18 protein-coding genes are annotated in these 22,394 nt (G+C 64.3%); 10 read left to right on the forward strand and 8 right to left on the reverse strand.

The annotated features are described in order from the left end of the window. Nucleotides 1-189: 189 nt before the first annotated feature. A complete protein-coding gene (locus AC3WJD_RS03420) occupies nt 190-1,014 on the forward strand; it encodes a glutathione S-transferase family protein (protein ID WP_492744519.1) in 825 nt (274 codons plus the stop codon). A 1-nt stretch (nt 1,015) separates the two neighbouring features. Further along, the gene (locus AC3WJD_RS03425; protein ID WP_492744521.1) at nt 1,016-1,720 is read left to right on the forward strand and encodes a glutathione S-transferase family protein; all 705 of its coding nucleotides are present in this window, start codon (nt 1,016-1,018) and stop codon (nt 1,718-1,720) included. A gap of 27 nt (nt 1,721-1,747) precedes the next feature. Here the strand turns inward: AC3WJD_RS03425 and AC3WJD_RS03430 are convergent, their stop codons facing one another. Continuing rightward, a complete protein-coding gene (locus AC3WJD_RS03430) occupies nt 1,748-2,362 on the reverse strand; it encodes a TetR/AcrR family transcriptional regulator (protein WP_492744523.1) in 615 nt (204 codons plus the stop codon). 150 nt (nt 2,363-2,512) lie between these two features. Between AC3WJD_RS03430 and AC3WJD_RS03435 the strand changes: the two genes are divergently transcribed. Beyond that, nucleotides 2,513-3,688 (forward strand): aromatic ring-hydroxylating oxygenase subunit alpha, encoded by a 1,176-nt coding sequence (locus AC3WJD_RS03435; RefSeq protein WP_492744525.1) that lies wholly within the window; start codon nt 2,513-2,515, stop codon nt 3,686-3,688. Nucleotides 3,689-4,107: 419 nt separating this feature from the next. On the opposite strand, the gene AC3WJD_RS03440 is transcribed toward AC3WJD_RS03435, so the two are convergent. Further along, nucleotides 4,108-4,839: a hypothetical protein gene (locus tag AC3WJD_RS03440; protein WP_492744527.1), complete on the reverse strand. Its 732-nt coding sequence runs from the start codon at nt 4,837-4,839 to the stop codon at nt 4,108-4,110. A gap of 419 nt (nt 4,840-5,258) precedes the next feature. Between AC3WJD_RS03440 and AC3WJD_RS03445 the strand changes: the two genes are divergently transcribed. The 3 genes from AC3WJD_RS03445 to AC3WJD_RS03455 all read left to right on the forward strand — a co-directional run bounded on the left by AC3WJD_RS03445 (nt 5,259) and on the right by AC3WJD_RS03455 (nt 11,680). Continuing rightward, nucleotides 5,259-8,270, forward strand: a complete 3,012-nt coding sequence (locus AC3WJD_RS03445) for an EAL domain-containing protein (protein WP_492744529.1) — start codon at nt 5,259-5,261, stop codon at nt 8,268-8,270. A gap of 106 nt (nt 8,271-8,376) precedes the next feature. Then, nucleotides 8,377-10,332, forward strand: a complete 1,956-nt coding sequence (locus AC3WJD_RS03450) for a hybrid sensor histidine kinase/response regulator (protein ID WP_492744531.1) — start codon at nt 8,377-8,379, stop codon at nt 10,330-10,332. Nucleotides 10,333-10,480: 148 nt separating this feature from the next. Beyond that, entirely contained in the window at nt 10,481-11,680 is a 1,200-nt protein-coding gene (locus tag AC3WJD_RS03455; protein ID WP_492744533.1) for a serine hydrolase domain-containing protein, read from the forward strand. Between the two features lie 26 nt (nt 11,681-11,706). Here AC3WJD_RS03455 and pip read toward each other — a convergent pair whose 3' ends face one another. The 3 genes from pip to AC3WJD_RS03470 form a co-directional block, all read right to left on the reverse strand. Continuing rightward, nucleotides 11,707-12,660, reverse strand: a complete 954-nt coding sequence (gene pip, locus AC3WJD_RS03460; protein ID WP_492744535.1) for a prolyl aminopeptidase — start codon at nt 12,658-12,660, stop codon at nt 11,707-11,709. A gap of 43 nt (nt 12,661-12,703) precedes the next feature. Then, nucleotides 12,704-14,371 carry an MFS transporter gene (locus tag AC3WJD_RS03465; RefSeq protein ID WP_492744594.1) on the reverse strand — a complete coding sequence of 556 codons (1,668 nt, stop codon included), beginning with the start codon at nt 14,369-14,371 and terminating at the stop codon, nt 12,704-12,706. Nucleotides 14,372-14,480: 109 nt separating this feature from the next. Further along, nucleotides 14,481-14,903, reverse strand: coding sequence for an organic hydroperoxide resistance protein (locus AC3WJD_RS03470; protein WP_492744537.1), 423 nt, complete (start codon nt 14,901-14,903; stop codon nt 14,481-14,483). A gap of 171 nt (nt 14,904-15,074) precedes the next feature. On the opposite strand from AC3WJD_RS03470, the gene AC3WJD_RS03475 reads away from it, so the two are divergent. Then, nucleotides 15,075-15,530, forward strand: a complete 456-nt coding sequence (locus AC3WJD_RS03475; RefSeq protein ID WP_492744539.1) for a MarR family winged helix-turn-helix transcriptional regulator — start codon at nt 15,075-15,077, stop codon at nt 15,528-15,530. A gap of 12 nt (nt 15,531-15,542) precedes the next feature. Here AC3WJD_RS03475 and AC3WJD_RS03480 read toward each other — a convergent pair whose 3' ends face one another. Then, the gene (locus tag AC3WJD_RS03480; protein WP_492744541.1) at nt 15,543-15,878 is read right to left on the reverse strand and encodes a hypothetical protein; all 336 of its coding nucleotides are present in this window, start codon (nt 15,876-15,878) and stop codon (nt 15,543-15,545) included. 273 nt (nt 15,879-16,151) lie between these two features. Between AC3WJD_RS03480 and AC3WJD_RS03485 the strand changes: the two genes are divergently transcribed. Next, the gene (locus AC3WJD_RS03485; RefSeq protein ID WP_492744543.1) at nt 16,152-17,552 is read left to right on the forward strand and encodes a M20/M25/M40 family metallo-hydrolase; all 1,401 of its coding nucleotides are present in this window, start codon (nt 16,152-16,154) and stop codon (nt 17,550-17,552) included. Between the two features lie 4 nt (nt 17,553-17,556). Here AC3WJD_RS03485 and AC3WJD_RS03490 read toward each other — a convergent pair whose 3' ends face one another. Together AC3WJD_RS03490 and betI are read right to left on the reverse strand one after the other, a co-directional pair. Next, on the reverse strand, nt 17,557-18,612 hold the full coding sequence (locus AC3WJD_RS03490) for an alpha/beta hydrolase (RefSeq protein WP_492744544.1): 1,056 nt from the start codon (nt 18,610-18,612) through the stop codon (nt 17,557-17,559). 78 nt (nt 18,613-18,690) lie between these two features. Next, on the reverse strand, nt 18,691-19,308 hold the full coding sequence (gene betI / locus AC3WJD_RS03495; protein ID WP_492744546.1) for a transcriptional regulator BetI: 618 nt from the start codon (nt 19,306-19,308) through the stop codon (nt 18,691-18,693). A 68-nt stretch (nt 19,309-19,376) separates the two neighbouring features. Between betI and AC3WJD_RS03500 the strand changes: the two genes are divergently transcribed. Continuing rightward, complete coding sequence (locus AC3WJD_RS03500; protein ID WP_492744548.1) at nt 19,377-20,567, forward strand: aromatic ring-hydroxylating oxygenase subunit alpha; 1,191 nt, start codon at nt 19,377-19,379, stop codon at nt 20,565-20,567. A 105-nt stretch (nt 20,568-20,672) separates the two neighbouring features. Beyond that, nucleotides 20,673-22,283, forward strand: a complete 1,611-nt coding sequence (locus AC3WJD_RS03505; RefSeq protein ID WP_492744549.1) for a phytoene desaturase family protein — start codon at nt 20,673-20,675, stop codon at nt 22,281-22,283. Nucleotides 22,284-22,394: the final 111 nt, after the last annotated feature.

Raw genomic sequence — 22,394 nt, forward strand, 5'->3', positions numbered from 1 at the left:
TCGGTGTGGGCAACTGGGCGATCACCCGCTCCGATGCGGACAGCTCTTCTGAAAGCTGGCATGCTATGGCATCAAGTCGCTCGTCGCTCCTAGCTTTTTGACGAGGGGGATAGCTAGCACTTCTCTCAGGGTGCGGCTTTTGAGGCTGGGATTCTGCGCGAGCGCACCATACAGCACACGACTTCCACATTGTTCGCCGAACCGCCGCTCCTCGATCCTTGCGGCTGCCGGGAGGACGGGATGAACTATCATTCGGTTGCCGAGGCCCGGGCGATGCCGGGCCTGCGCCTCGTCCTGAGCGCCGGTGTGCCGGGACCTTGGGGCGAAGCGGCTAAGGCCATGCTCGGGGCACGCAAGGTGCCGTTTGTGCCCGTGGCGCAGAAACCTATGGCTGCCAACGCCGAACTCCGGGACTGGACGGGCTGTCGCAACGCGCCCACGGCGGTCTATGACGACGAACCGCCGTTGACCGGATGGTTCGATATCCTGATGCTGGCCGAGCGGTTGGGGACGGGAGCGTCGCTGCTGCCGGTGCATTCCGCCGAGCGCGCCTTATGCCTCGGCTTCATTATGGAAATCTGCGGCGAGGACGGCTTTGGATGGAATCGCCGGCTCAACATGCTCGAGGCCATTTGGGGGCCGGAGGCGCCGGCCGATGTCGAGCCACACCAGCGCGAATACCTGCGACAATATGGCCTTTCGCGCGAAGCGGCGGCCCGTGCGCCGCGAAGGGCGGCGGACATCTTGCGGGCGCTGGCAGCGCAGCTCCTGGACCAGCGGGGGCGGGGTTCAGAGTATCTGGTGGGCGACCGCCTGAGCGCCGCGGACCTATACTGGGCGTGCTTCTCCCAATTGGTCGGGCCGCTGCCGAGGGATGTCAATCCGATCCCGGATTACGTCTCATCGCTCTATTCGGCGATGCCCAAGGCGATCGCAGCGGCGCTCCACCCGATCCTGTTCGAGCATCGCGACCGCATCTACGAGCGCCATATCGGCCTGCCGCTGGACTATTGAGATGATCGACCTGCTCTATTTCCCCACGCCCAATACCTGGAAAGTCAGCATCATGCTGGAGGAGTGCGCTCTCCCCTATCGCGTGAGGATCATCGACATCACCAGGGATGAGCAATTCGCTCCCGACTTTCTCGCAGTCAGTCCCAACAGCCGCGTGCCCGCCATCATCGACCATGACGCTCCCGAAGGATCGCGGACGGTGTTCGAGTCCGGCGCAATCCTGATCTATCTCGCCGAAAAGACGGGACGGTTCCTGGCCGCCGAGGGTCCCCAACGGACACAAGCGATGGAATGGCTGTTCTGGCAGGTGGGCGGTCTTGGACCGATGGCCGGACAAGCACATCACTTTCGCCGTTACGCGGCGGATGGCAACGCCTATGCGGTCGAGCGCTATACCAACGAATGCACGCGATTATACGGCGTGCTCGACCGGCAGCTTGCGGGGCGCGACTGGATCTCGGGAGACTATGGCATCGCCGACATGGCGTGCTGGGGCTGGACGTGGTTCCATCGACTTCATGGCCAGACGCTCGAAGATTTTGTGAACGTCAGACGCTGGTTTCTCGCAATGTCCGAACGCCCGGCGGTGCGCCGAGCCAGGCAAGTCGGGCTCGAGGCGGTGCAGCCGGAGACACGGGAAATGCTGCAAGGCCCCTGGTACGCGCAGGCAGATGACTTCGCGAAGAACGAGACACGCGTGCGATAGCCCGCGCCTCTGCCTTGCTGGGAGGCATCAAGGAGCTGGCGCGGCAATCGCGATCCAGCCATCCGAGACCAGGTTCAGCATCGAGCCTGTGATCTCCGGGCCCAGCGGGCTGGTCAGGGCTCGTTGCAATGCCAAGCCATCGGCGAGCGCGATCAGAACCAAAGCGAGTTCGTCCACCGGCGCTGGGGGTTGCCGGCCGACTTTTTCGAAGCGCAACGCGATGAGCTCGGCGAGCGCTTCGCGATATCGTTGGAAATAGTCCGAATATTTCGGTCTGAAGCGTGCATTGCGCTTGGCGTGGAGCTGGAGCTCGATATTGAGACCGGCCCATTCGGGTTCCCTGTTGCGGATCGCGCTCCAGCGCCCCAGCGCCGCGCTCAGCTCATCCGCGCTCGCCGCTTGATCGATGATCGCACGCAGATCCGCGATATATTGCGCATGATGCCGCGCTAGGATCTCCAGCAGGATCGATTCCTTGCTATCGAAATTCGAGTAGAAGGCGCCCTTGGAAAACCCCGCATCCTCGGCGACCCGATCGACCGAAGTGCCGTCATAGCCGTCCCGGGCGAAGCAGCGCCGGGCCGACTCGAGCAATCGCTCGCGCGTCACTTCCTGGCTTTCCTTGCGGGTCGGTCGTTTCAACGTCTGCATCCCTTGGGCAGCCTTGGTGCACAACTCGGCGCGCGGCAAGGGGGAAAACTTAACTCGGATACCGGACGGTATTTACACGCCAGATACCGGCTGGTATCCGATATGCGTTCAATCTGACAAAGCGGCGAGAGGAAGCGAAGCATGGATCTGGTCCAGACCTATGGCGACATTGCGGAAACGCTGCTCGACTATGTGGAGAACGATCGGACCGACCAGGTCGAGGATCTGCTCAGGGTTCCTGCCCAGACCTATCTCGATGCTGATCGCTTCGATCGCGAGATGGCGCTGATCTTCAAGCGCCTCCCGCTCATGCTGGCGCTCTCCATCGAGCTGCCAAAGGCCAGCGACTACAAGGCTATGGACGTGCTGGGCCTGCCGGTGCTGATCACGCGGGGCAAGGATGGAACGGCGCACGCCTTCCTCAATGTCTGTTCGCACCGTGCTGCACAGGTCGCGCGGGAAGGCAAGGGGAATTGCAGCCGTTTCTCCTGCCCCTACCATGGCTGGACCTATGCCGCCGACGGACGATTGATCGGTGTGGCGGATCCGAGCAAGTTCGGCTCCGTGGATCGAGCGGCCTATGGTCTGACCGCGCTTCCCTGCGAGGAGCGGGCAGGCATGATCTTCGTCATCCTCACCCCCGGACTTTCGATCGACGTTGCTGCCTTCCTCGGCGGCATGCTTGACGATCTGGCCGCGCTCGAACTCGACAAGTGGCATTTTCTGAACACCCGCGACATCTTCGGCGCCAACTGGAAAGTAACCTTCGACGGATATATCGAGGGGTATCATTTCGCGGCCGCGCATCCCAAGACGGTCTTGCCGCGAACCTATTCCAATGTCGCGAAATACGATTTCTTTGGCCCGCACATGCGGCTGGCGTTTCCACAGGTCCGGATCGGCGAACTTCGCGACATTGCGCGCGACGAATGGGGCCGGTGCGAGAATCAGGGATATGATTTCACGCGCACGCTCTTTCCCAACGTCTCGATCTTCCTGGCTCCCGAAATGGGCCAGATCGCGCAACTTCTGCCAGGTCCCGGCCCCGCCGAGAATCGAACCATCCTCAACTATATCTGCCGCGAGGCGCCCGCCGATGAAGCCGCCCGCGCCCATGTCGAGGAGATGTGCCGCTTCTTCGGGGACGTCACCTATGAGGAGGACTATCTGCTCGGGCTCAAGGTGCAGAAAGGTCTGGAATCGGGCGCGCACGATTGCGTTACCTTCGGCCGCAACGAAGTCGGCAACCAGCAATTCCACCGCTGGCTCGACCGCTATCTCGCGGAGGATCAGCCGGCCGATAATGCTCTTGGGTGAATTACCGTTGCAAGATTGGCAGATTCAATGAAGCTCGGCGGTCACTGATTCAGCATGGCAGCGCCAACGCTGATGGCGCGGACGTCTCGTGGACGCCCCAACCCGGATGAAGGCCCGCCACGCGGAAACCCTTGACACCCCGGGCAATAACCGAGACCTCGCCGGAGCAAAACGCCTCAAGGCATGAACGAACTTCCGTGTGTGGACGCCCCGACGAAAAGCAAGAGGTTTTTGAAGGGTAATTGCGCAGGTTCTGGTGCTGCCGTGTGTCCGGCCTCACATGATTAGCGGCGCAGGCGGCGGGCGCACGCGAAGATCTGGCCCAGATGCCGATAAGGGCCATTAAGGCGGAATAGCCCGTGAATAGCGTCAGCAGGGGTCCCGATGGCACCGAGCGAATCTTCCGCTGACAGCACTGTCTAATGAGGACGCAAAGACGACCTTATCTCCCACCCCTTGACCAGCCAGAAGGCGGCGAAGACAAAGACGCCAGAAACCTCCACGATCAGTGTCGCATAGCCATTCTGCCCCTGGCGCAGAACGACTTCCAGGACAAAGATCGTAGCCGGCGTCGCCAGCATGAGTATGCCAAAGGCAAGATATATTCGTCCAAAGACCTCGCGACGTTTCGGGTCCTTCAGTATCCAAAGCGTGTCACGGGCACGAAATACGCAAACATATGCGATCATGACGAAAAATATTGCAGCGCATATACAATGCAGCTTCGCGGCTATTGTGGTCGACTGGCTGTAGTCCGGCCAGTCCATGGGCAAGAGCGCGATAAGGACTGCCGCGATGCCCGCCACATTCAATGCAAGATCTTCGGGAACTGTGTGGCCCCGATAGAACAGCAAGAAGGCGCCGATCGTGCAGAGCATTCCGACAAACATGTCGCGCATCGTACCCGCGCCATATTGACCGGGGTGAGCTGGAGAAAAATGATAATAGGCGCTGAGCGACCCCTGAATGTGGTCCAATCCCGCACCGATCACCAGCACAATGGGAAAGATGAGTCCAAGGACGCCAATACCGTTGCGCAGGATTATATAACTAGTTGAGACGCTTAGCGGGTCACTCAGCTCGGCAGAGGCCTGCCTGTTGGCCATTTCGGGCTGCTCGAGCTGCGACGGTTCGGGAAAGGCCGAGCCCATGCTAGTTTGCCGCAGTTTGAGAAGCCCCGTGCGGCGCCGAGACCGCAGTTTCAGCTTCTTCCCAGTCTTCCATCAGCTTGTAGACCATGGCCTTTCCGCCCATAGCGCGGTCTTCGCTTCCGCGAAGCCGCCGGTTCCTCATTTCAAGTTTACAAGATCGTGCCTTTGGCGCGCAAGGATATCGACGGTGAGAATGGGTGTAAGCCGTTCTGTGGTCGAGGCTGCAGCCGCCATCAGTATAGGTGTCAGCGCGCACACCCCGGGGCAGTTCAATTGATTTCAAGCGGTGGCGGTCTACCCAACACGAGCGCCGCGCCGAGCATCGTCAAGGAGTCGTCCTGTCCGTTTACGCTTCGGCAAGCACGAATGACTAAGAAGAAAATGGGGATCAGACTTGGCGGAAGCGTGCAATGGGCAGAATGCGTTTCTTGCAGGGCGCGCGCGCGACAGCGAGCTGGGGGGCGGATAAGCGCGGCAATGTCGACGAAGCGCTGCTTCTGCTGCGCACCTTCGAGGAAATGAGCCAGGGCTGGTTCTGGTCCACCGATCATGCCGGCCGCCTGACCTATTTGACCGACAGTATGTCTGCGACACTGGGCGGCGATCCCGGCGATATCATCGGATCGGCGTTCACCGATCATTTCGTCCACGCCGATGACGGCGCGGGCGGCGGGCGCACGCTTGCCTTCACCATGACCAGGCGCTCGGGCTTCGACAAGCTGATGCTGCGCGCGGCCAATGCGAAGATCGATCGTTGGTGGATGGTCTCCGGCTCCCCGCAATTTGACAAGGCGGGTGACTTCGCCGGCTACAGGGGCTCCGCGGTCGACGTCACCGAGCAGCGCCGCTCCTCGGAGCAGGCGTCGCAGCTTGCCCTGTATGACTCTCTGACCGGCCTGCCCAACCGGCTGTGCATGTCAAAGGCGCTGGAAACGAGCCTGCTTGCGCTCGATCAGCTCAGGCAGCCCTGCGCCGTCCTCCTCATCGATCTCGATCGCTTCAAGCAGGTCAACGACACGCTCGGCCATCCCGCGGGCGACGCGCTCCTGAAGCAGGTCAGCGAACGGCTGCTCAGGATCATCGGCGACACGAAAAAGGTCTTCCGCCTCGGCGGCGACGAGTTCCAGATCATCCTCCCCGACAGCGCTCATCGCGGCTATCTCGGCGATCTGGCGACCGAGATCATCGCCAGCCTCTCGCAACCTTATTCTGTGCAAGGCAGCCGCTGCATCATCGGTGCGTCGATCGGCGTCGCGGTCGCCCCGGTGGACGGCAGCTCAAGCGAGGAGTTGATCCGCAATGTCGATCTCGCGCTCTATGCCGCAAAATCCGGGGGGCGCGGCCGTTTCCGCTTCTTCTCAAGCGATCTGCTGCAGGCGGCCGAGGACAAGCGCCTGCTCGAAGAGGATCTGCGCGATGCGCTCGCCAGAGGCGAGATCAAGCTGTTCTACCAGCCTATCGTCAACGCCGGGAACAACTGCGTCACCGGCGTCGAGGCGCTGATCCGCTGGCACCATCCCGAACGCGGCCTGATCTCGCCCGCCTTGTTCATCCCGATCGCCGAGGAAGCGAACCTGATCGAACCCTTGGGCGAATGGGTTCTGCGCAAGGCGTGCGAGGATGCCGCCCAATGGCCCGGCGAGTTACGCGTCGCGGTCAACGTCTCGCCGCTCCAGTTCACCAATGAATCGCTGCCCAAGATCGTCCTGTCGGCGCTCGCTACATCCGGCCTACCCGCCCATCGGCTCGAGCTCGAATTGACCGAGGGCGTTTTCCTGAGCGAATCCGCCGAAACAGACGACATGTTCGCCACGTTGAAGAATATCGGGGTCCGCCTCGCGCTCGATGATTTCGGCACCGGCTATTCCTCGCTCGGCTATCTGAAGACGGCGCCGTTCGACAAGATCAAGATCGACCAGAGTTTCGTCCGCGGAGTAACCGCGCCGGGATCGCGCAACGGCGCGATCATCGCGGCCATCGTGGCGCTGGCCGAGGCACTCGACATGGAGACGACTGCCGAAGGCATTGAATCGCTCGACCAGCTCGATCTGATCCGCCAGCTCCGCGTCAGTCACGTCCAGGGCTATGTCTATAGCAAGGCGATCGACAGCGACGAGCTGACCGGGCGACTGGAAAGCGGCGCGTGGACCATCCCGCCGTCCGGCCCCGCGAAACAACGCAGCGATCGGCAATCCTTGTATCGCAAGGCCGGCGCGATCCTCCGCAATTATTATTACCCGGTCCTGATCCGCAATCTCTCCGAAACCGGGGCGCTGATCGAGGGGTTGATAGATGTCCCGCTGGGTACCGAACTCGTCCTCGATTTCGGGGACGGCCAGCTCGCCGTGGCCACGGTCCGCCGCCTTCACAAGCGGCAGCTTGGTATTGCATTCGGCCTGCCGATGGTGAGCGACGGTAATGGCGGCCTGTGCACAAGCCACCGTGCCTCTCCCTACATGCTGGGTATCGTCGGCCTCTCCGCCGCGGGCCATGCCCGCGCCACGCAATTGTGGAGCGAGGCGGACGCGCCGACGATCGAACAACTCATGGGCAAATTGGGACTGGGACTCGTCGCGCCACCGCTGCCTCCACCCGTAATTCCGGGCATCGGCGTCCTGGGCCCGGGTCAAGGTGCAGGGGCTGCCGGCGGCGGGCCCGCGCCGTTTCCGTCTGTCGACGGTCCTGGCGGCGTCGGCAGTGACGATCGCCGCGCCATCCCGACTATCGAGCAGTTTGCGCAGCGCTATCTCGATCACCTCGCGGGCCATCAGCGCACCCATGCGATCCAGCAGGCGTGCCTGCGTGATCATATCCTCCCGAAATTTGGTCGCTTCCGCCTCGACGAGGTCGCCCGCTCCGACGTCGCCCGCTGGCTCTCCACCACGATCGAGGCGGGCGGACACGGCCCGGCGACCGCCAGCCGGCTACGCGGTGTCCTTCACTATATGTTCACGCTGGCGAAGCGCTGGGGGGTGCCCGGCGCCGAGCTCAACCCGATCCTGCGTGTCTCCACGGGCAAGGCCGCCGGTCGCGAACATGCACTGACCACCGAGGAGGTGGAACGGCTGCGCACGGCCGCGCGCGCCAGCCACAATCCCCAGCTCAAGTTCATCATCGCCCTGTTGCTTTCGACCAACCTTCGCGTGCGTGAGATACTGGACGCGCAGTGGGACGATGTAGATCTCGAAAAGCGCCTCTGGCGGATCCCGCCGGCGCAATCGGGCGAGGTCGGCCAGGTTTCGCTGTCGCCGGCCGCGGTGGACATCATCCGCCAGCTGCCGCGTTGGGAGGATTGCAGCCACGTCATCGTCAACCCGCGCACCCGCAAACCCTATCAATCGATCTTCGGAAGCTGGGACGCCGCCCGGCGCAAGGCCGGCCTGCCCAATGTCAGCCTCCATGATCTGCGGCATTGCGGCGGCGACTGGTGATCCGGAGTTCACCCCCTTAACCCGCGCCGAAAGCAACTTTTTTAATGCCGGCAGGTTTTGTCAGAACCACTGCTTCGAGCTCGCGCTTGCGGGGAGATCAGTTATCATGGACCAGCCTGATCGCTTCCTGGCTTTGCTGACGGAGGACGGTCGCTACAGGCTACTGGTCGACGCAATCACCGACTATGCAATCTACTTGCTCGACATCGGTGGGCGCGTAACGAACTGGAACGCAGGAGCGCAGAAGTTCAAGGGTTACAAGGCGGCCGAGATTGTCGGCCAGCATTTCTCCCGATTCTATACCGATGAGGATCGCGCAGCAGGGCTCCCGGAGCGCGCGCTGACGATTGCTGCGCGCGAGGGCAAATTCGAACAGGAGGGCTGGAGGGTTCGCAAGAACGGCGAACGATTCTGGGCGCATGTGGTTATCGACCCTGTCATTGACTCGGACGGGACGCTGGTGGGCTATGCCAAGATCACGCGTGATCTGACCGAGCGCAAGCGTGCAGAGGGCGAGTTGCGCGCGCAAGAGGAGCTGTTTCGACTGCTCGTCCAGAGCGTTACCGATTATGCGATTTACATGCTCGATGTCGACGGCCGCGTGTCGAGCTGGAATCCGGGTGCGCAACGGATCACGGGCTATGCGGCCGAAGAGATCATCGGCGAGCATTTTTCGCGCTTTTATCCGGAGGAGGATCGAAAAGCAGGCGCGCCCGCACGCGCGCTCAGAACGGCCGAACGCGAAGGGCATTATGCCGAGGAAGGGTGGCGGCTGCGCCGCGACGGCAGCCGTTTCAGGGCGAGCGTGGTCATCGATCCGATCCGCGACGATTCAGGCAGGGTGATAGGCTATGCCAAGATCACGCGCGACGAGACGGAGCGCGTCGAAGCGCAACTCGCGCTCCAAACCGCGCGCGAACAGCTCTTCCAGTCCCAGAAGATGGACGCGATCGGGCAACTTACCGGTGGGATCGCGCATGACTTCAACAATCTGCTGATGGCCATCCTCAGCAGTCTCGCGCTGCTGAGAAAGCGCCTGCCGCCCGATGCGCAGATGGAGCGGATGCTGGACAATGCGGTGATGGGTGCGGAACGAGGGGCGGCGCTCACGCAGCGTATGCTGGCCTTTGCGCGCCGCCAGAATCTCAATCCCGAACGCGTCGCGATAGCCGGGCTTGTCCACGGCATGACCGATCTGCTCCAGCGCTCGCTCGGCCCGGTCTGGTCCATCGAGGTCCGGCTCCCGCTCAATCTGAGCAATGTGAAAGCCGATTCCAATCAACTTGAGATGGCGCTCGTCAATCTCGTGGTCAATGCGCGCGATGCGATGCCCGATGGCGGGATGATCACGGTCTCGGCGCAGGATCGTCATGTCGGTCCGGAACGCTTGCACGGCCTGTCACCCGGGCATTATGTGGCGTTGCGCGTCATCGATCCCGGCATCGGCATGGACGCAAAGACGCTGGCGCGCGCAACCGAGCCCTTTTTCACCACCAAGGGCGTGGGAAAGGGCACGGGACTTGGGCTTTCGATGACCCACGGCCTTGCCGAGCAACTGGGCGGCACGTTCGTTCTCGCCAGTGCTGTCGGCAAGGGCACGACCGCCGAGCTCTGGCTTCCAGCGGCGGTCGATCCGATGCCCGTGGCGGAGCAGGATACGGCTGAAGAACCGCCCGCCGCGGGACGATCGCTTCACGTTCTGGCGGTGGACGACGACGCGCTCGTGCTCATGAATACCGCTGCGCTGCTCGAGGATCTGGGGCATGTGGCATATGAGGCAGGCTCGGCGGAGGAAGCGCTCGACCTGTTCCATATTCATCCCGAAATCGACCTGATCGTGACCGACCAGGCCATGCCGCGGGTAACGGGCATCGAACTGATCGATGCCGTCAGGGCAGAGCGCCCCGACATTCCCGCGATCCTCGCCACGGGCTATGGTGAGTTGCCTGATGATTGCCATGCGAAGTTCCTCAAGCTCCAAAAGCCCTTCAATCAGACAGACCTTGCACGGGCGCTCGCGGTCTCGACCGCGGCCCTGACCGAACCGGTCGGAGGGCGTTAGGCCAGGGTGCGGATGATCTGCCGAGGGCGTCGAGCCAAACATATGCGACAGGTCCGATGAGCCAGGTGTGTTGCGCGCGCAACAGCGGCGGCTTTTTCCGGGCGGACGCTAGGAAAGCGCGGGGGTTTGCGTTTATCCATGGCGACGGATGAAGCTGCCACCGCCCCTCGACTGGCCCGTTGCGGGGATCGGCCCCGACGCAGATGTGCCGCCCGAGCTTCGCGTGACGCGCGACAACTGGCGGACCTATCCCTATTCGCGCTGGGCATTCCAGCATGCGCGCGAGCTGGTTCCATCGCGCATGATCCGGCGCAGCAGCGCGCCGCGTATCCTGGAGGAGGGCTGGCGCGATCTTTCGGCGATCCGCTTTGCCGATGAAGAAGGCCGCTCGATAGGCTGGGCCGAATTCCTCGAACGCACCTACACCGATGCCTTCCTCGTGCTTCACCGCGGTGGGCTCGCCTTCGAATATTACGCAAATGGCATGACCGCGGAGACGCCGCACCTGCTGTTCTCGGTGACCAAGTCCTTTTTTGGGCTGCTGGCCGAGATCCTGATCGCGCAGCGCGAACTCGACGCCGAAAGCCTGGTCGAACGCCATGTGCCCGAGCTCGGGGCGACGGCCTTTGCGGGATGCACCGTCCGCCAGATCCTCGACATGACCGACGGCGTCGCCTTCGACGAGGATTATGTGAACCTGGACGCCGATGTGCACCGCTATTCGGCAGCCTATTGGACACCGCAATCGGGCCTGGGCGGCGTATTCGAGGCGCTCAAGCGGTTTACGACGCGCGCCGCGCCGCCGGGCATGCAGTTCCGCTATCGTACGCCCGTCGCCGATGTGCTTGGCTGGATCCTGTTGCGTGCGACAGGACAGTCGCTGACCAAGCTGCTCGGAGACCGGATCTGGCGGCCCGCGGGATGCGCGGATAACGCGCAGATCCTGCTCGACACTGCGGGGCATGAGATAGCGGGGGCAGGGCTCAATGCTACCGCGCGCGATCTTGCGCGCGTCGCGCTGATGCTGCTCGATGGCGGATGGATCGACGGACGGCTCGCGATCCCGCCGGCCGCGCTCGACAATATCGCGGTGGGGGGCGACCGCGCCATGTTTGACGCTGCGGGATTCCCGACGCGGCCCGGAGGCTCATATCGCAGCCAATGGTGGGTCAATCACGAGGGCTATGGCAGTCTGTCTGCCCTCGGCGTGTTCGGTCAGCGCATCTATCTCGAACCCGGCAGCGGGCTGGCAGTGATTCGCACGGGTTCGCATCCCGTGGCGAGCAACAGCTACACCGACCTGATCCATGCCAATGCCTTTGATGCGCTCCGCGAGGCGCTCGCTTAGAGGCGCTCGCGAGGAACCGAAGCCCTTCAGTCCGCGAAACGGTCGGTCGCCTCGATCAGCCTGTCGAGGATGCCGGGTTCGTCAAAGGCATGGCCCGCAGCATCGATCAGGTGGAAATCGGCTTCGGGCCAGGCGCGGTGGAGGTCCCAGGCGGTCCTGACCGGGGTCGCCACGTCGTAGCGACCCTGGATGATCACGCCGGGAATGCCCTTGAGCTTGTGCGCATCGCGGATGAGCTGTTCGGGCTCAAGCCAGCCTTCGTGGACGAAATAATGATTCTCGATGCGCGCAAAGGCGATCGCGAAATCGTCCTCGCCAAAGGAGTCTGTCAGCTCCGGGTTGGGCATCAAGGTGATCGTGCCGCCCTCCCACTGGCTCCATGCGCGCGCGGCCTCGAGCTTCACGGCGCGATCGGGATGCGTCAGCCGTTTGCGATAGGCTTCGACCAGTGCGCCGCGTTCGGCCTCGGGGATGGGTGCAAGGAACTTCTCCCATTTGTCGGGGAAGATCCACGACGCGCCCTCCTGATAATACCAGGCGATCTCGGCGCGGCGGATTGCGAAGATGCCGCGCAGCACGAGCGCACTGGTGCGCTCGGGGTGCGTCTCGGCATAGGCCAGCGCCAGCGTCGAACCCCAGGACCCGCCGAAGACGAGCCATTGGTCGACACCCGCCATTTCCCGCAATTTCTCGATGTCTGAAACGAGGTGCCAGGTGGTGTTGGCCTCAAGCTCGGCATGCGGGGTCGAGCGGCCGCAGCCGCGCTGGTCGAAGAGCAGTACATTGTAGCGCGCGGGATCGAACAGTCGGCGGTGCGTGGGGGTGCAACCGCCCCCTGGGCCGCCATGGAGAAACACCGCGGGCTTGCCTTCGGAATTGCCGCACATCTCCCAATAGACGCGATGTCCGTCGCCGACGTCGAGATGGCCTGAGGCATAGGGTTCGATTTCGGGATAGAGCGAGCGCGGCATCTTTGTCATGCCTGCGAACATGCCCGCGCCCCCGGGGGCGTGCAAGCCGCGATCAGGCGCCGCGTGTCGGATCGGTCAGCGGGTCGGCCATTTCGCGCGCGCCGGGCGCGCGGCCTGTCGCGGGCAGCGAGCCGGTCTGGCGCTCGATCATGCGGTGGACGACAGGCTTGGCGGCGCCGCGGTGCAGCGCGAGCAACCTTTCGCTATTGGCCGCATCGGTCTGCGTGCGGCGCTGGTTGTGGCGGACGTAATCGAGCCAGGTCGGGGTGTGATAGCGTTCGATCCACAGCTCGGGATCGCCCAGGTCACGCAGCAGCGTCCAGTGGCGCGCACCGTCGCGGCGGCGGATGCGACGGCGCTCGGCCATCACCGTCAGGAACTCGACAATGTCGTCCTGCGCGATGCGATATTCGATCGTGACGACGACGGGGCCGCTGCGCGGCTCTATCGGAACTGCGGTCTCGGGTTCGGTCCAGCTGCGCAGGTCGAGATTGAGATCGCCTGTCTGCGGAAGCGTAAACCAGAAGCCCGCGACCAGCCCGAGCAACTGGACGAGCGCGGCGCCGCCGAGCGCAATCCCCACGCCCTTGAGGTCAGCGGTCTCGCCCCAGACCCAGCTGCCGAGCGCCATGCCGCCAAAGGCCGCCATCTGGTAAAGCGATAGCGCGCGGGCGACGACCCAGCGCGGCGCGGAGAGCTGGACGGTGACGTTGAAGGTCGACAGCGTGAGCACCCAGCTTGCCCCCGCCAACAGCAGCGCGGCGATGGTCACCGGGGCCAGCTCGCTGATCCCGCTGACCGCGCCTGCAAGGCCAAACAGAATTGTCGCGGATCGCGCGAGCGCCTCGTTGGACATGCGGCTGCGCAGGCGTCCGCTGGCAAAGGCGCCGGCGACCGCGCCGAGGCCGAAGGCGCCGAGCAGCACGCCATAGACGAGCGCGCCACCGCCGACCAAATCGCGCGCCATCAGCGGCATCAATGCGGGCACCGCACTCGCACCGATCCCGAAGATCGCGCTGCGCATGAGCACCGCACGAATGCCCGGCGACATCGCGACATAACGAACCCCCGCCGCCATCGCGACGCCGAGCGATTCGGGCGGAAGTCGCCGCGGGGCGAGCGCGGGCTTCCAACGCGCGAGCACAGCGATCAACCCGACATAGCTCACCGCATTGACCGCAAAGGCTGCGGCGGCGCCCGCGGCGGCGACGATCGCACCGCCCAGCGCGGGGCCGAGGCTGCGCGCGATGTTGAAGCCCATGGAATTGAGCGCGACCGCGCCGGGCAGATCGGCGCGCGGCACCATATCACCAACCGAAGCCTGCCAGGCGGGGCCGTTGAGCGCGCTGCCGCAGCCGATCAGAAAAGTGAAGCCCAGCAGCAGCCATGGCGAGATCCAGCCCGCCCAAGCGCACCCCGCCAGCGCAAGCGAGACGGCGAGCATGAAACCCTGCGCGATGAGCATGATCCGGCGCCGGTCGAAATTGTCGGCGAGCGCGCCGGCGGCGAGCGAGAGCAGCATGATCGGCAATGTCGTTGATGCCTGGACGAGCGCGATCATGTCCGCCGAGCCCGAGATCGAGGTCATCATCCACGACGCGCCGACCGACTGGATCAGCCCGCCGAAATTGGACGCAAGGCTCGCGATCCACACCGTCTTGAAGACGGGATGCCGAAAGGAAGCCAGCGTCGCTGAGCGGGACGTGTCGATCGTCGCCATGCCAAGAGCGATGCCGTCAAGCGCGCGCAAGGCCAAGCAATATTTGCGCCCTGCGCGCCAAAGCCGGCCGGGAGCGCGCCCGGCCGGCCAGATTTTCGCGTGTAACGCCTCAGACGAGCGAGATGCGGACGTCGAGCCCGCCGCGCGTCGCATGGCTGTAGGGGCAGACGATGTGCGCGTGATCGACGATCTCCTGTGCGGCCGCACGGTCGATCCCCGGCAGGCTGATCGCGAGCGCGACATCGAGGCCGAACCCCTGTCCATCGTCGCGGGGGCCGATGCCGACGGTCGCAGTGACGGTGCTGTCGTCAGCGACCTTCACCTTCTTCTGCGCGGCGACGAACTTGATCGCGCCGAGGAAGCACGCCGAATAGCCCGCGGCGAAGAGCTGCTCTGGGTTGTTGCCCTCGCCGCCCGGTCCGCCGAGCTCCTTGGGGGTGGTCAGCGTGACCTCGAGCGCGCCGTCGGCGGTGCGCGATGACCCGGTCCGACCGCCGGTCGAGGTGGCCTCAGTCGTGTAGAGCGTCTTCATGCGTGTTCTCCTTATGGGGACCGAGAAAGGGGGACTCGGCTGCTGGGGCTTTTATATCGTGCGCGATCTAATCGCGCAAAAGAAAAATATCTATCGACGTCTCAGGATTTGCTTTGAGCGATATATTTGCGCGCGATCTAATCGTGCTTATATGTTGGCCAGGAGATTCTCATGGCCACGACCCCACGCGACACGATGATGACGCTCGACGCTCAGTTCTGCTTCGCGGTCTATTCGACCGCGCATGCGCTCAATCGGACCTACAAGCCGCTGCTCGACGGGCTCGGCATCACCTATCCGCAATATCTGGTGCTGCTCGTCCTCTGGGAAACCGATGACCGCAGCGTCGGCGAGATCGGCGAGAAGCTGCTGCTCGATTCGAGCACACTGACCCCGTTGCTCAAGCGGCTGGAGGCGGCGGGAATCGTGAGCCGCGAACGCAACCCCGACGATGAGCGCCAGGTACGCGTTCGGCTGACCGAAAAGGGGTGGGCAATGCGCGAAACCGCGAAAGACTTTCCCGCCGCGCTGCTCTGCGCAACGGGCTGCGACGCCGAAACATTGACGCGGCTCAAGGAGGAAATGCTCGGGGTGCGCGACAAGATGCTCGAGGCTGCCGCGGGCTGACTGCGCGGCAGCCTAAACGGGCGGGATGTACTGCATATCGCAGCGGCCCGCATTTCCGAGGGCGGCGGGGCGATGCGGATCAGCGTTGGCGGCCCTGGCGATGCCCCGCGTGCGATCGTGGTCACGCATCTCGGGCTGGTGCTGCTCGCCGCCGCCGGACAGTGCCGGGACGGCGCGCTGATCGCGCCGATCAACCTGCGCGAGACGATGAGCGATCGGATCGGCGAGGAGATTGCGCTGCTGGTGTGCCTCGGCCTTGCCGAGGAGCATGGCGAAGGCGCGCTGACGCTCAGCGCACTCGGCGGCGCGTGCTCCGCTCGATCGAGGATGAGGATTGAGATTGAACACCCCCTTGCTTCCCGCCAAGCCGTTCGACCTGATGACTCCCGCCGCCGCCACGATGATCGCGATGGAGCAGGCACTGCCTCGATGCGGTCGGCGCACAATGCGGCGCGCATCTCGACTATGCGATCCACCTCTTTCGCCAGTGGTGCAGCGTGCAAAAGGGCCTCGAGCTGTTGGGGGCATCGCCCGACCAGGGCGACTGACCGATCCGCAAACCCCTCTTGCCAGCGACCCGGACTGCGAACACAAGGTCCGCTCAAGGACAAGGAGGCAGGAATGACTAAAGGGTTTCGGACGGGCACTGCGTTGGTATTGGCGCTCATCCTCGCAGCCGGCGCACACGGGCCGGCTGTCGCCAAGCCTGCTTCCGCGGCGCAGGCGGCCGAAGCCAAGGAGATGCTGAAAAAGGGTGTCGGCTTCCGCACGGTGGAAGGGCAGGGCCAGGTGCCCGCCTATGCCACCTATCTCGCGTCGGTGCTCAAGGCCGCGGGCTATGCCGACAGCGACATCGAGATCACGCCGATGGGCGAGACCGCAACGCTGGTCGCGACGCTCAAGGGCACGACGCGCGCCAAGCCGATCGTGCTGCTCGGTCATATGGACGTGGTCGAGGCCAAGGCGGCCGACTGGACGCGCGATCCCTTCACCGCGGTCGAGGAGAATGGCTATATCTTCGGGCGCGGCGCCGAGGACAACAAGTACGACGTCACGATGATGGTCGCGACGATGGCGCGGCTGAAGAAGGAGGGCTTCAAGCCCAGGCGCGACATCGTCCTCGCGCTCTCGGGCGACGAGGAAACCTCGATGACGACGACGCGCGCGCTCGCACAGAAGTTCAAGGGCGCCGAGATGGCGCTCAATGGCGACGGCGGCGGCGGGCTGCTCAGCGAGGCGGGCAAGCCGCTGTTCTACGCGCTCCAGGCGGGCGAGAAATCCTATGCTGATTTCGAGGTCGCGATCACCGATGCGGGCGGCCATTCGAGCACGCCGACGCCGACCAACCCGATCTATCGGCTGTCGCGTGCGCTCGAGCGTCTGGCCGAATATAAATTCCCCAATATGGCCAACGAGCTGACCAAGGCTTCGCTGACCGCGGCAAGCAATCAGGTCGGCGGCGAGCTGGGCGCGGCGATGGCGCGTTATGCCGCCAATCCCGCTGACAGCGCGGCCGCCGAGGTCATCGCATCCAAGCCCGAATATGTCGGGCAGATCCGCACAACCTGCGTCGCGACGATGGTCAATGGCGGGCACGCGCAGAACGCGCTGCCGCAGCGCGCGACCGCCAACATCAACTGCCGCATCTTTCCCGGCACCTCGATCGACGCGATCAAAGCCGAGCTGACCAGGGTGCTCGCCGATCCGAGTGCGAAGATCACGGTGCTCGACGATCCGACGGCGAGCGACGCCTCGCCGCTGCGTTCGGATGTGGTGGGCGCGGTGACCAGGGCGGTGCATGCGCGCTATCCGGGTCTTGCGGTGACGCCCAACATGTCGGCGGGCGCGACCGACAGCCTGCATTTCCGCGCGCAGGGCGTGCCGAGCTACGGCGTCGCAAGCCTCTTCATGCGCGCCGAGGATGGCTTTGCACACGGACTCAACGAGCGCGTGCCGACGGCGACGATCCCCGAGGCGCTCGGCCAGTGGCATTCGGTGCTGACCGAGCTGGGGAGCCGCTGAGAGATCAACGGCGGCGTCCAGCCCGCTTGCCTAGCCTGTCGTCGAAGAAGCGCGTGATGATCTGATAGGCTTCGCGCGCTTCCGGCACGTCGGGATAAACGATGAAGGCGTGCCAGAGTCCATCGAAGAGCACGAGCTGTGCGTCCGCTCCCGCGGCGATCAATCGTCGGTGCATCGTCGAGACCGCACTCGCCGCGAAATCGCGGCTGCCCGCCAGCAGCAGTGTGGGCGGGAAGCGTGCGAGGATCGCCGGAGACGTCGCGGGATAGGCTGTCGCATCATTGGCCGGCACGCCTTTGAGGTAGGAGGTCGCCGAGGCGGTATCGGTCATTGGTGGCTGCCCCATCGCGAGCTGGGCCAGCCAGGCTGAATCGCCGGTGAATTCGATCCCCGAGCCGCAGAAGCTGCCGATCGCGCCAGGGACCGGGAGGTCAAGCCGGATCAGTTGTGCGACCGTCTGCGCGGTAAGCATGCCGCCCGCCGAGCAGCCATAGATGCCGATGTCTTCCGGCCGATGCTCCCTGAGCAGCGCGCGATAGACCGCGACGACATCGTCTGATGCCGCCGGGAAATTGTGCTCTGGCGCGAGGCGATAGTCGACCGTCACCACCTTGTATCTGCCCGTCGCTGCGATCGGGATCGCCTCAACCAGCGCGCCGCTCCCCGCACCCCACATGAAGGCGCCGCCATGGACGTTGATCAGCACTTGGCGGCGATGGCGCTCGGCCATACCGTCTTGCGGGATAACCACATCGACGTTCACGCCGCCGAGCTGCGCCCGCTCCATCTTCACTCCGAAATGACGGCGCATCTCGGCGAGCCGGTCGTCATTGAATCTGCCGTAATATTCGCGCGCGGCGGCGATGTCGGGAAAGGGCGGGTCGGGATGTGCGAGAATCTTCGCGAGTTGGCTTTTCGCCTCAGGGCTCATGAACGTGCTGGCCGGCAGCTCGGTGCGCGGGATCGTCACACGAGGTTCGGCGCCGGGCCGGGCGCCTGCCGGCATTGCGAGCAGCGCCGCCAGAAATATCGCAGCGCGCGTTACGTGCATCCCCGTCATCGGCATCCCTCATTCAACATGCTCTGAAGCGGCGATGATATCGATTTCATGCGCCGGGATACAGGCCCGGCGCTCCGGTCATCCGAACGCCGGGCGTTCAAGCAGGGTATCCAGCCAGCGCACCGCCATCGCGCACGCCTGATCGGGGGTGAAGGTGGTGGGATCGAGCGAGAGTTCGAGCCACAGCCCGTCGACCAGCGCCGTGAGCGCGATCGCGACGGGCCCCGCCTCGGCCGTCGTCATTCCGCAAGTCACCAGCATCTCCTCGAGGTCATGGCGATAGGCGCGATAGGTGTCGCCGTGGATTGCGGCGATCGCGGTATCGGTCTTGACCAGGCTCCAGAAGGCGAGCCAGGTCGCGAGCAATGAGGGGTTGGTGATCGGCGGGCGGAAGCTCGCGGTGACATAGGCGATCAATCGTGCGCGCGGATCGTCGCCGGCACTGGCCACGGCGGCGGTGAAGGTGTCCGCCACGCGCTGCGTCACCTCGCGATAGGTTTCGGCGATCAGCGCATCCACGCCCGCGAAATAATGGCGCAGCAGCCCGGGTGAGACACCCGCGCGCGCGCAGATCGTCCGCACCGAGGTTCCCGAAACGCCCTTTTCGGCGAGGCATGCGGCGGCGGCGTCGATCAACGCCTGCCGACGCTGGTCGGCGCTTTCGCGGGTGAAGCTGGCACGGCTTTGGTCGAGCATCGTTGGCACGATAACGGCAGTTGCGCGGTTCGTCACGCTGTTATACGATCGTATAACAAGGAGTCGCCATGGCACAGCCCGCATTTGCAGAAGCCCGTCCCAATATCGATCCCGACGAGGGCTGGAGCCTGCCCGCCTGGATCTATCACGACCCCGAATATTTCCAGGTCGAGATGGCGCGGATGATGCGGCCGAGCTGGCAGGTCGTGTGCCATGTGAACGACGTGCCCAATGTCGGCGACTGGCACACGCTGGAGTATCTGGGCGAAAGCATCCTCGTCATCCGCGGCGAGGACCGCGAGGTGCGCGCCTTCACCAATGTCTGCCGCCATCGTGCTTCGAAACTGGTCGACGGCTCCTCGGGCTGCGCGAAGAAGCTGATCTGCCCCTATCACGCCTGGACCTATGCGCTCGACGGGCGGCTAACGGGCGTTCCGGGCAAGAGCGAATATCCGACGCTGGTGATGGCGGACAATGGGCTCGCCCCGGTCGAGCTTGAGATCTGGCAGGGCTTCATCTTCGTTCGGCTGGAAGGCGGCGGGCCTTCGGTTGCGAGCATGATGGCGCCCTATGAGGACAGGGTTGCGCCCTATCGGTTCGGCGAGCTGAAGGCGCTGGGCCGCGTGACGATGCGCCCGCGCAAGGTCAACTGGAAGAACGTCGCCGACAATTATTCGGACGGGCTGCACATCCCCGTTGCGCATCCGGGGCTGACGCGGCTGTTCGGGCGCGGCTATGGCGTCGAGGCCGAGGAGCATGTCGACCGCATGTGGGGTGCGCTGATCGATCGCCCCTCGGCCAATCTTTCGGAACGCATGTACCAGAAGATCCTGCCGCGCGTGGATCACCTGCCCGAGGATCACCAGCGGCTGTGGCTCTATTTCAAGCTGTGGCCGAATGTCGCCTTCGACATCTATCCCGACCAGGTCGATTTCATGCAGTTCATCCCCGTCTCGCCCACCGAGACGATGATCCGCGAGATCAGCTATGCGCTCCCCGACGAGCGCCGCGAGATGAAGGCCGCGCGCTACCTCAACTGGCGGATCAACCGGCAGGTCAATACCGAGGACACCGAGCTGATCACGCGCGTGCAGCAGGGCATGATGTCGCAGAGCTATACCGTCGGCCCGCTTGGCGAGAGCGAGGTCTGTCTGCGCGCCTTCTGCCGCAAGACGCGCGAGCTGATCCCCGAGGCGCGCCTGCACCGCGCGCCCGCGCCGGGCTGGAGCCATCGTGCGAGCATTACGGCAGCAACCTAGGTGTCATCCCCGCGAAAGCGGGGACCCAGCGGGCCTTGCACGGTCCCGGACATCGTCTGGATTCCCGCTTTCGCGGGAATGACACGGAGAGGAACTGAAAAGAACGTGAGCAAGAAATACGACGCCGTCATCATCGGGGCAGGGCATAACGGCCTTGTCTGCGCCTTCTATCTCGCAAAGGCCGGCCTCAAGGTCCGCATCGTCGAGCGCCGCGATACCGTGGGCGGCGCGGCGGTGACCGAGGAATTCCATCCGGGATTCAGGAATTCGGTGGCGAGCTACACCGTCAGCCTGCTCCAGCCCAAGGTGATCCGCGACATGAAGCTCGTCGATCACGGCTATCGTGTGATCGAGCGCCCGATCTCCAACTTTTTCCCGCAGGAGGATGGCGGCTATCTCAAGCTCGGCGGCGGGCTCGAGCGGACGCAGGCGGAGTTCCGGCGCTTCTCCGAGCATGACGCCAAGGCGCTCCCCGCCTATTACGACGCGCTCGAGAATGTCGCCGAGGTGCTGCGCGACCTCGCGTTGAAGGCGCCGCCAAACGTCGGCGACGGCCTAAAGACGCTGCTCGACGGCGCACGGCAGGGACGCCGGCTCGCGAAGATGCCGATCGAGCAGCAGCGCGACGTGCTCGACCTGTTCGTGAAATCCGCGCGCACCTTCCTCGACAGCTGGTTCGAGAGCGAGGCGGTCAAGGCCGCCTTCGGTTTCGACGCGGTCGTCGGCAACTATGCCAGCCCCGACACGCCGGGCAGCGCCTATGTGCTCCTCCACCACGTCTTTGGCGAGGTGAACGGCAAGAAGGGTGCCTGGGGTCATTCGGTCGGCGGCATGGGCGCGATCACGCAGGCGATGGCCAAGGTCTGCCAGGCCGCGGGCGTCGAGATCAGCCTCGAGGCGCCCGTCGAGAAGGTGCTCGTCGATGGCGGCAAGGCGGTGGGCGTCAAGCTCGCGACCGGCGAGGAGGTGATGGCCGATATCGTCGCCGCCAATGTGGGGCCCAAGTTGCTCTACGAGCGGATGATGGACGCGGGCGACGTGGGACCCGAGTTCCTGAAGCGCATCAAGGCGTTCAAGGCGGGATCGGGCACCTTCCGCATGAATGTCGCGCTCAGTGAACTGCCGCGCTTCACCTGCCTGCCCGAGCCCGGCGAGCATCACCAGTCGGGCATCATCATTGCGCCAACGCTCGATTACATGGATCAGGCGTTCGTCGATGCGAAGGCGCATGGCTGGTCGAAGAAGCCGATCGTCGAGATGCTGATCCCCTCAACGGTGGACGACAGCCTCGCCCCCAAAGGCCAGCATGTCGCGAGCCTGTTCTGCCAGCAGTTCGCGCCCGAGCTTCCCGATGACCGTGACTGGGATCAGGAAGAGGGCGCCGCGGCCGACACGATCATCGACACCGTCGAGCATTATGCACCGGGTTTCCGCGCCTCGATCGTCGGGCGGATGATCCTCAGCCCCAAGGGGCTCGAGCGCAAGTTCGGGCTGGTCGGCGGCGACATCATGCACGGCAACATGTCGCTGGACCAGCTTTGGGCCGCACGGCCTGTGCTTGGGCACGGATCCTATCGCGGGCCCGTAAGGGGGCTCTACATGTGCGGCGCGGGGACCCATCCCGGCGGCGGGGTGACCGGCGCGCCCGGGCACAATGCGGCGCACGAGATCCTGGCGGATCGCAGCTTCTTCGGGCGCATGCTGCGGCGCGCCTGACAACAGGGCGGACGAGGCCGCGGCAAAGTTATTCGATTTTTTTCGTGCGCATGTCACACGCGCCGAAGCTGGCTCGTCATGTCATCGGAACCCATGAAAGGAACCGGAACC

This window comes from Sphingobium sp. FW306-1B-F04DB, assembly GCF_058781925.1.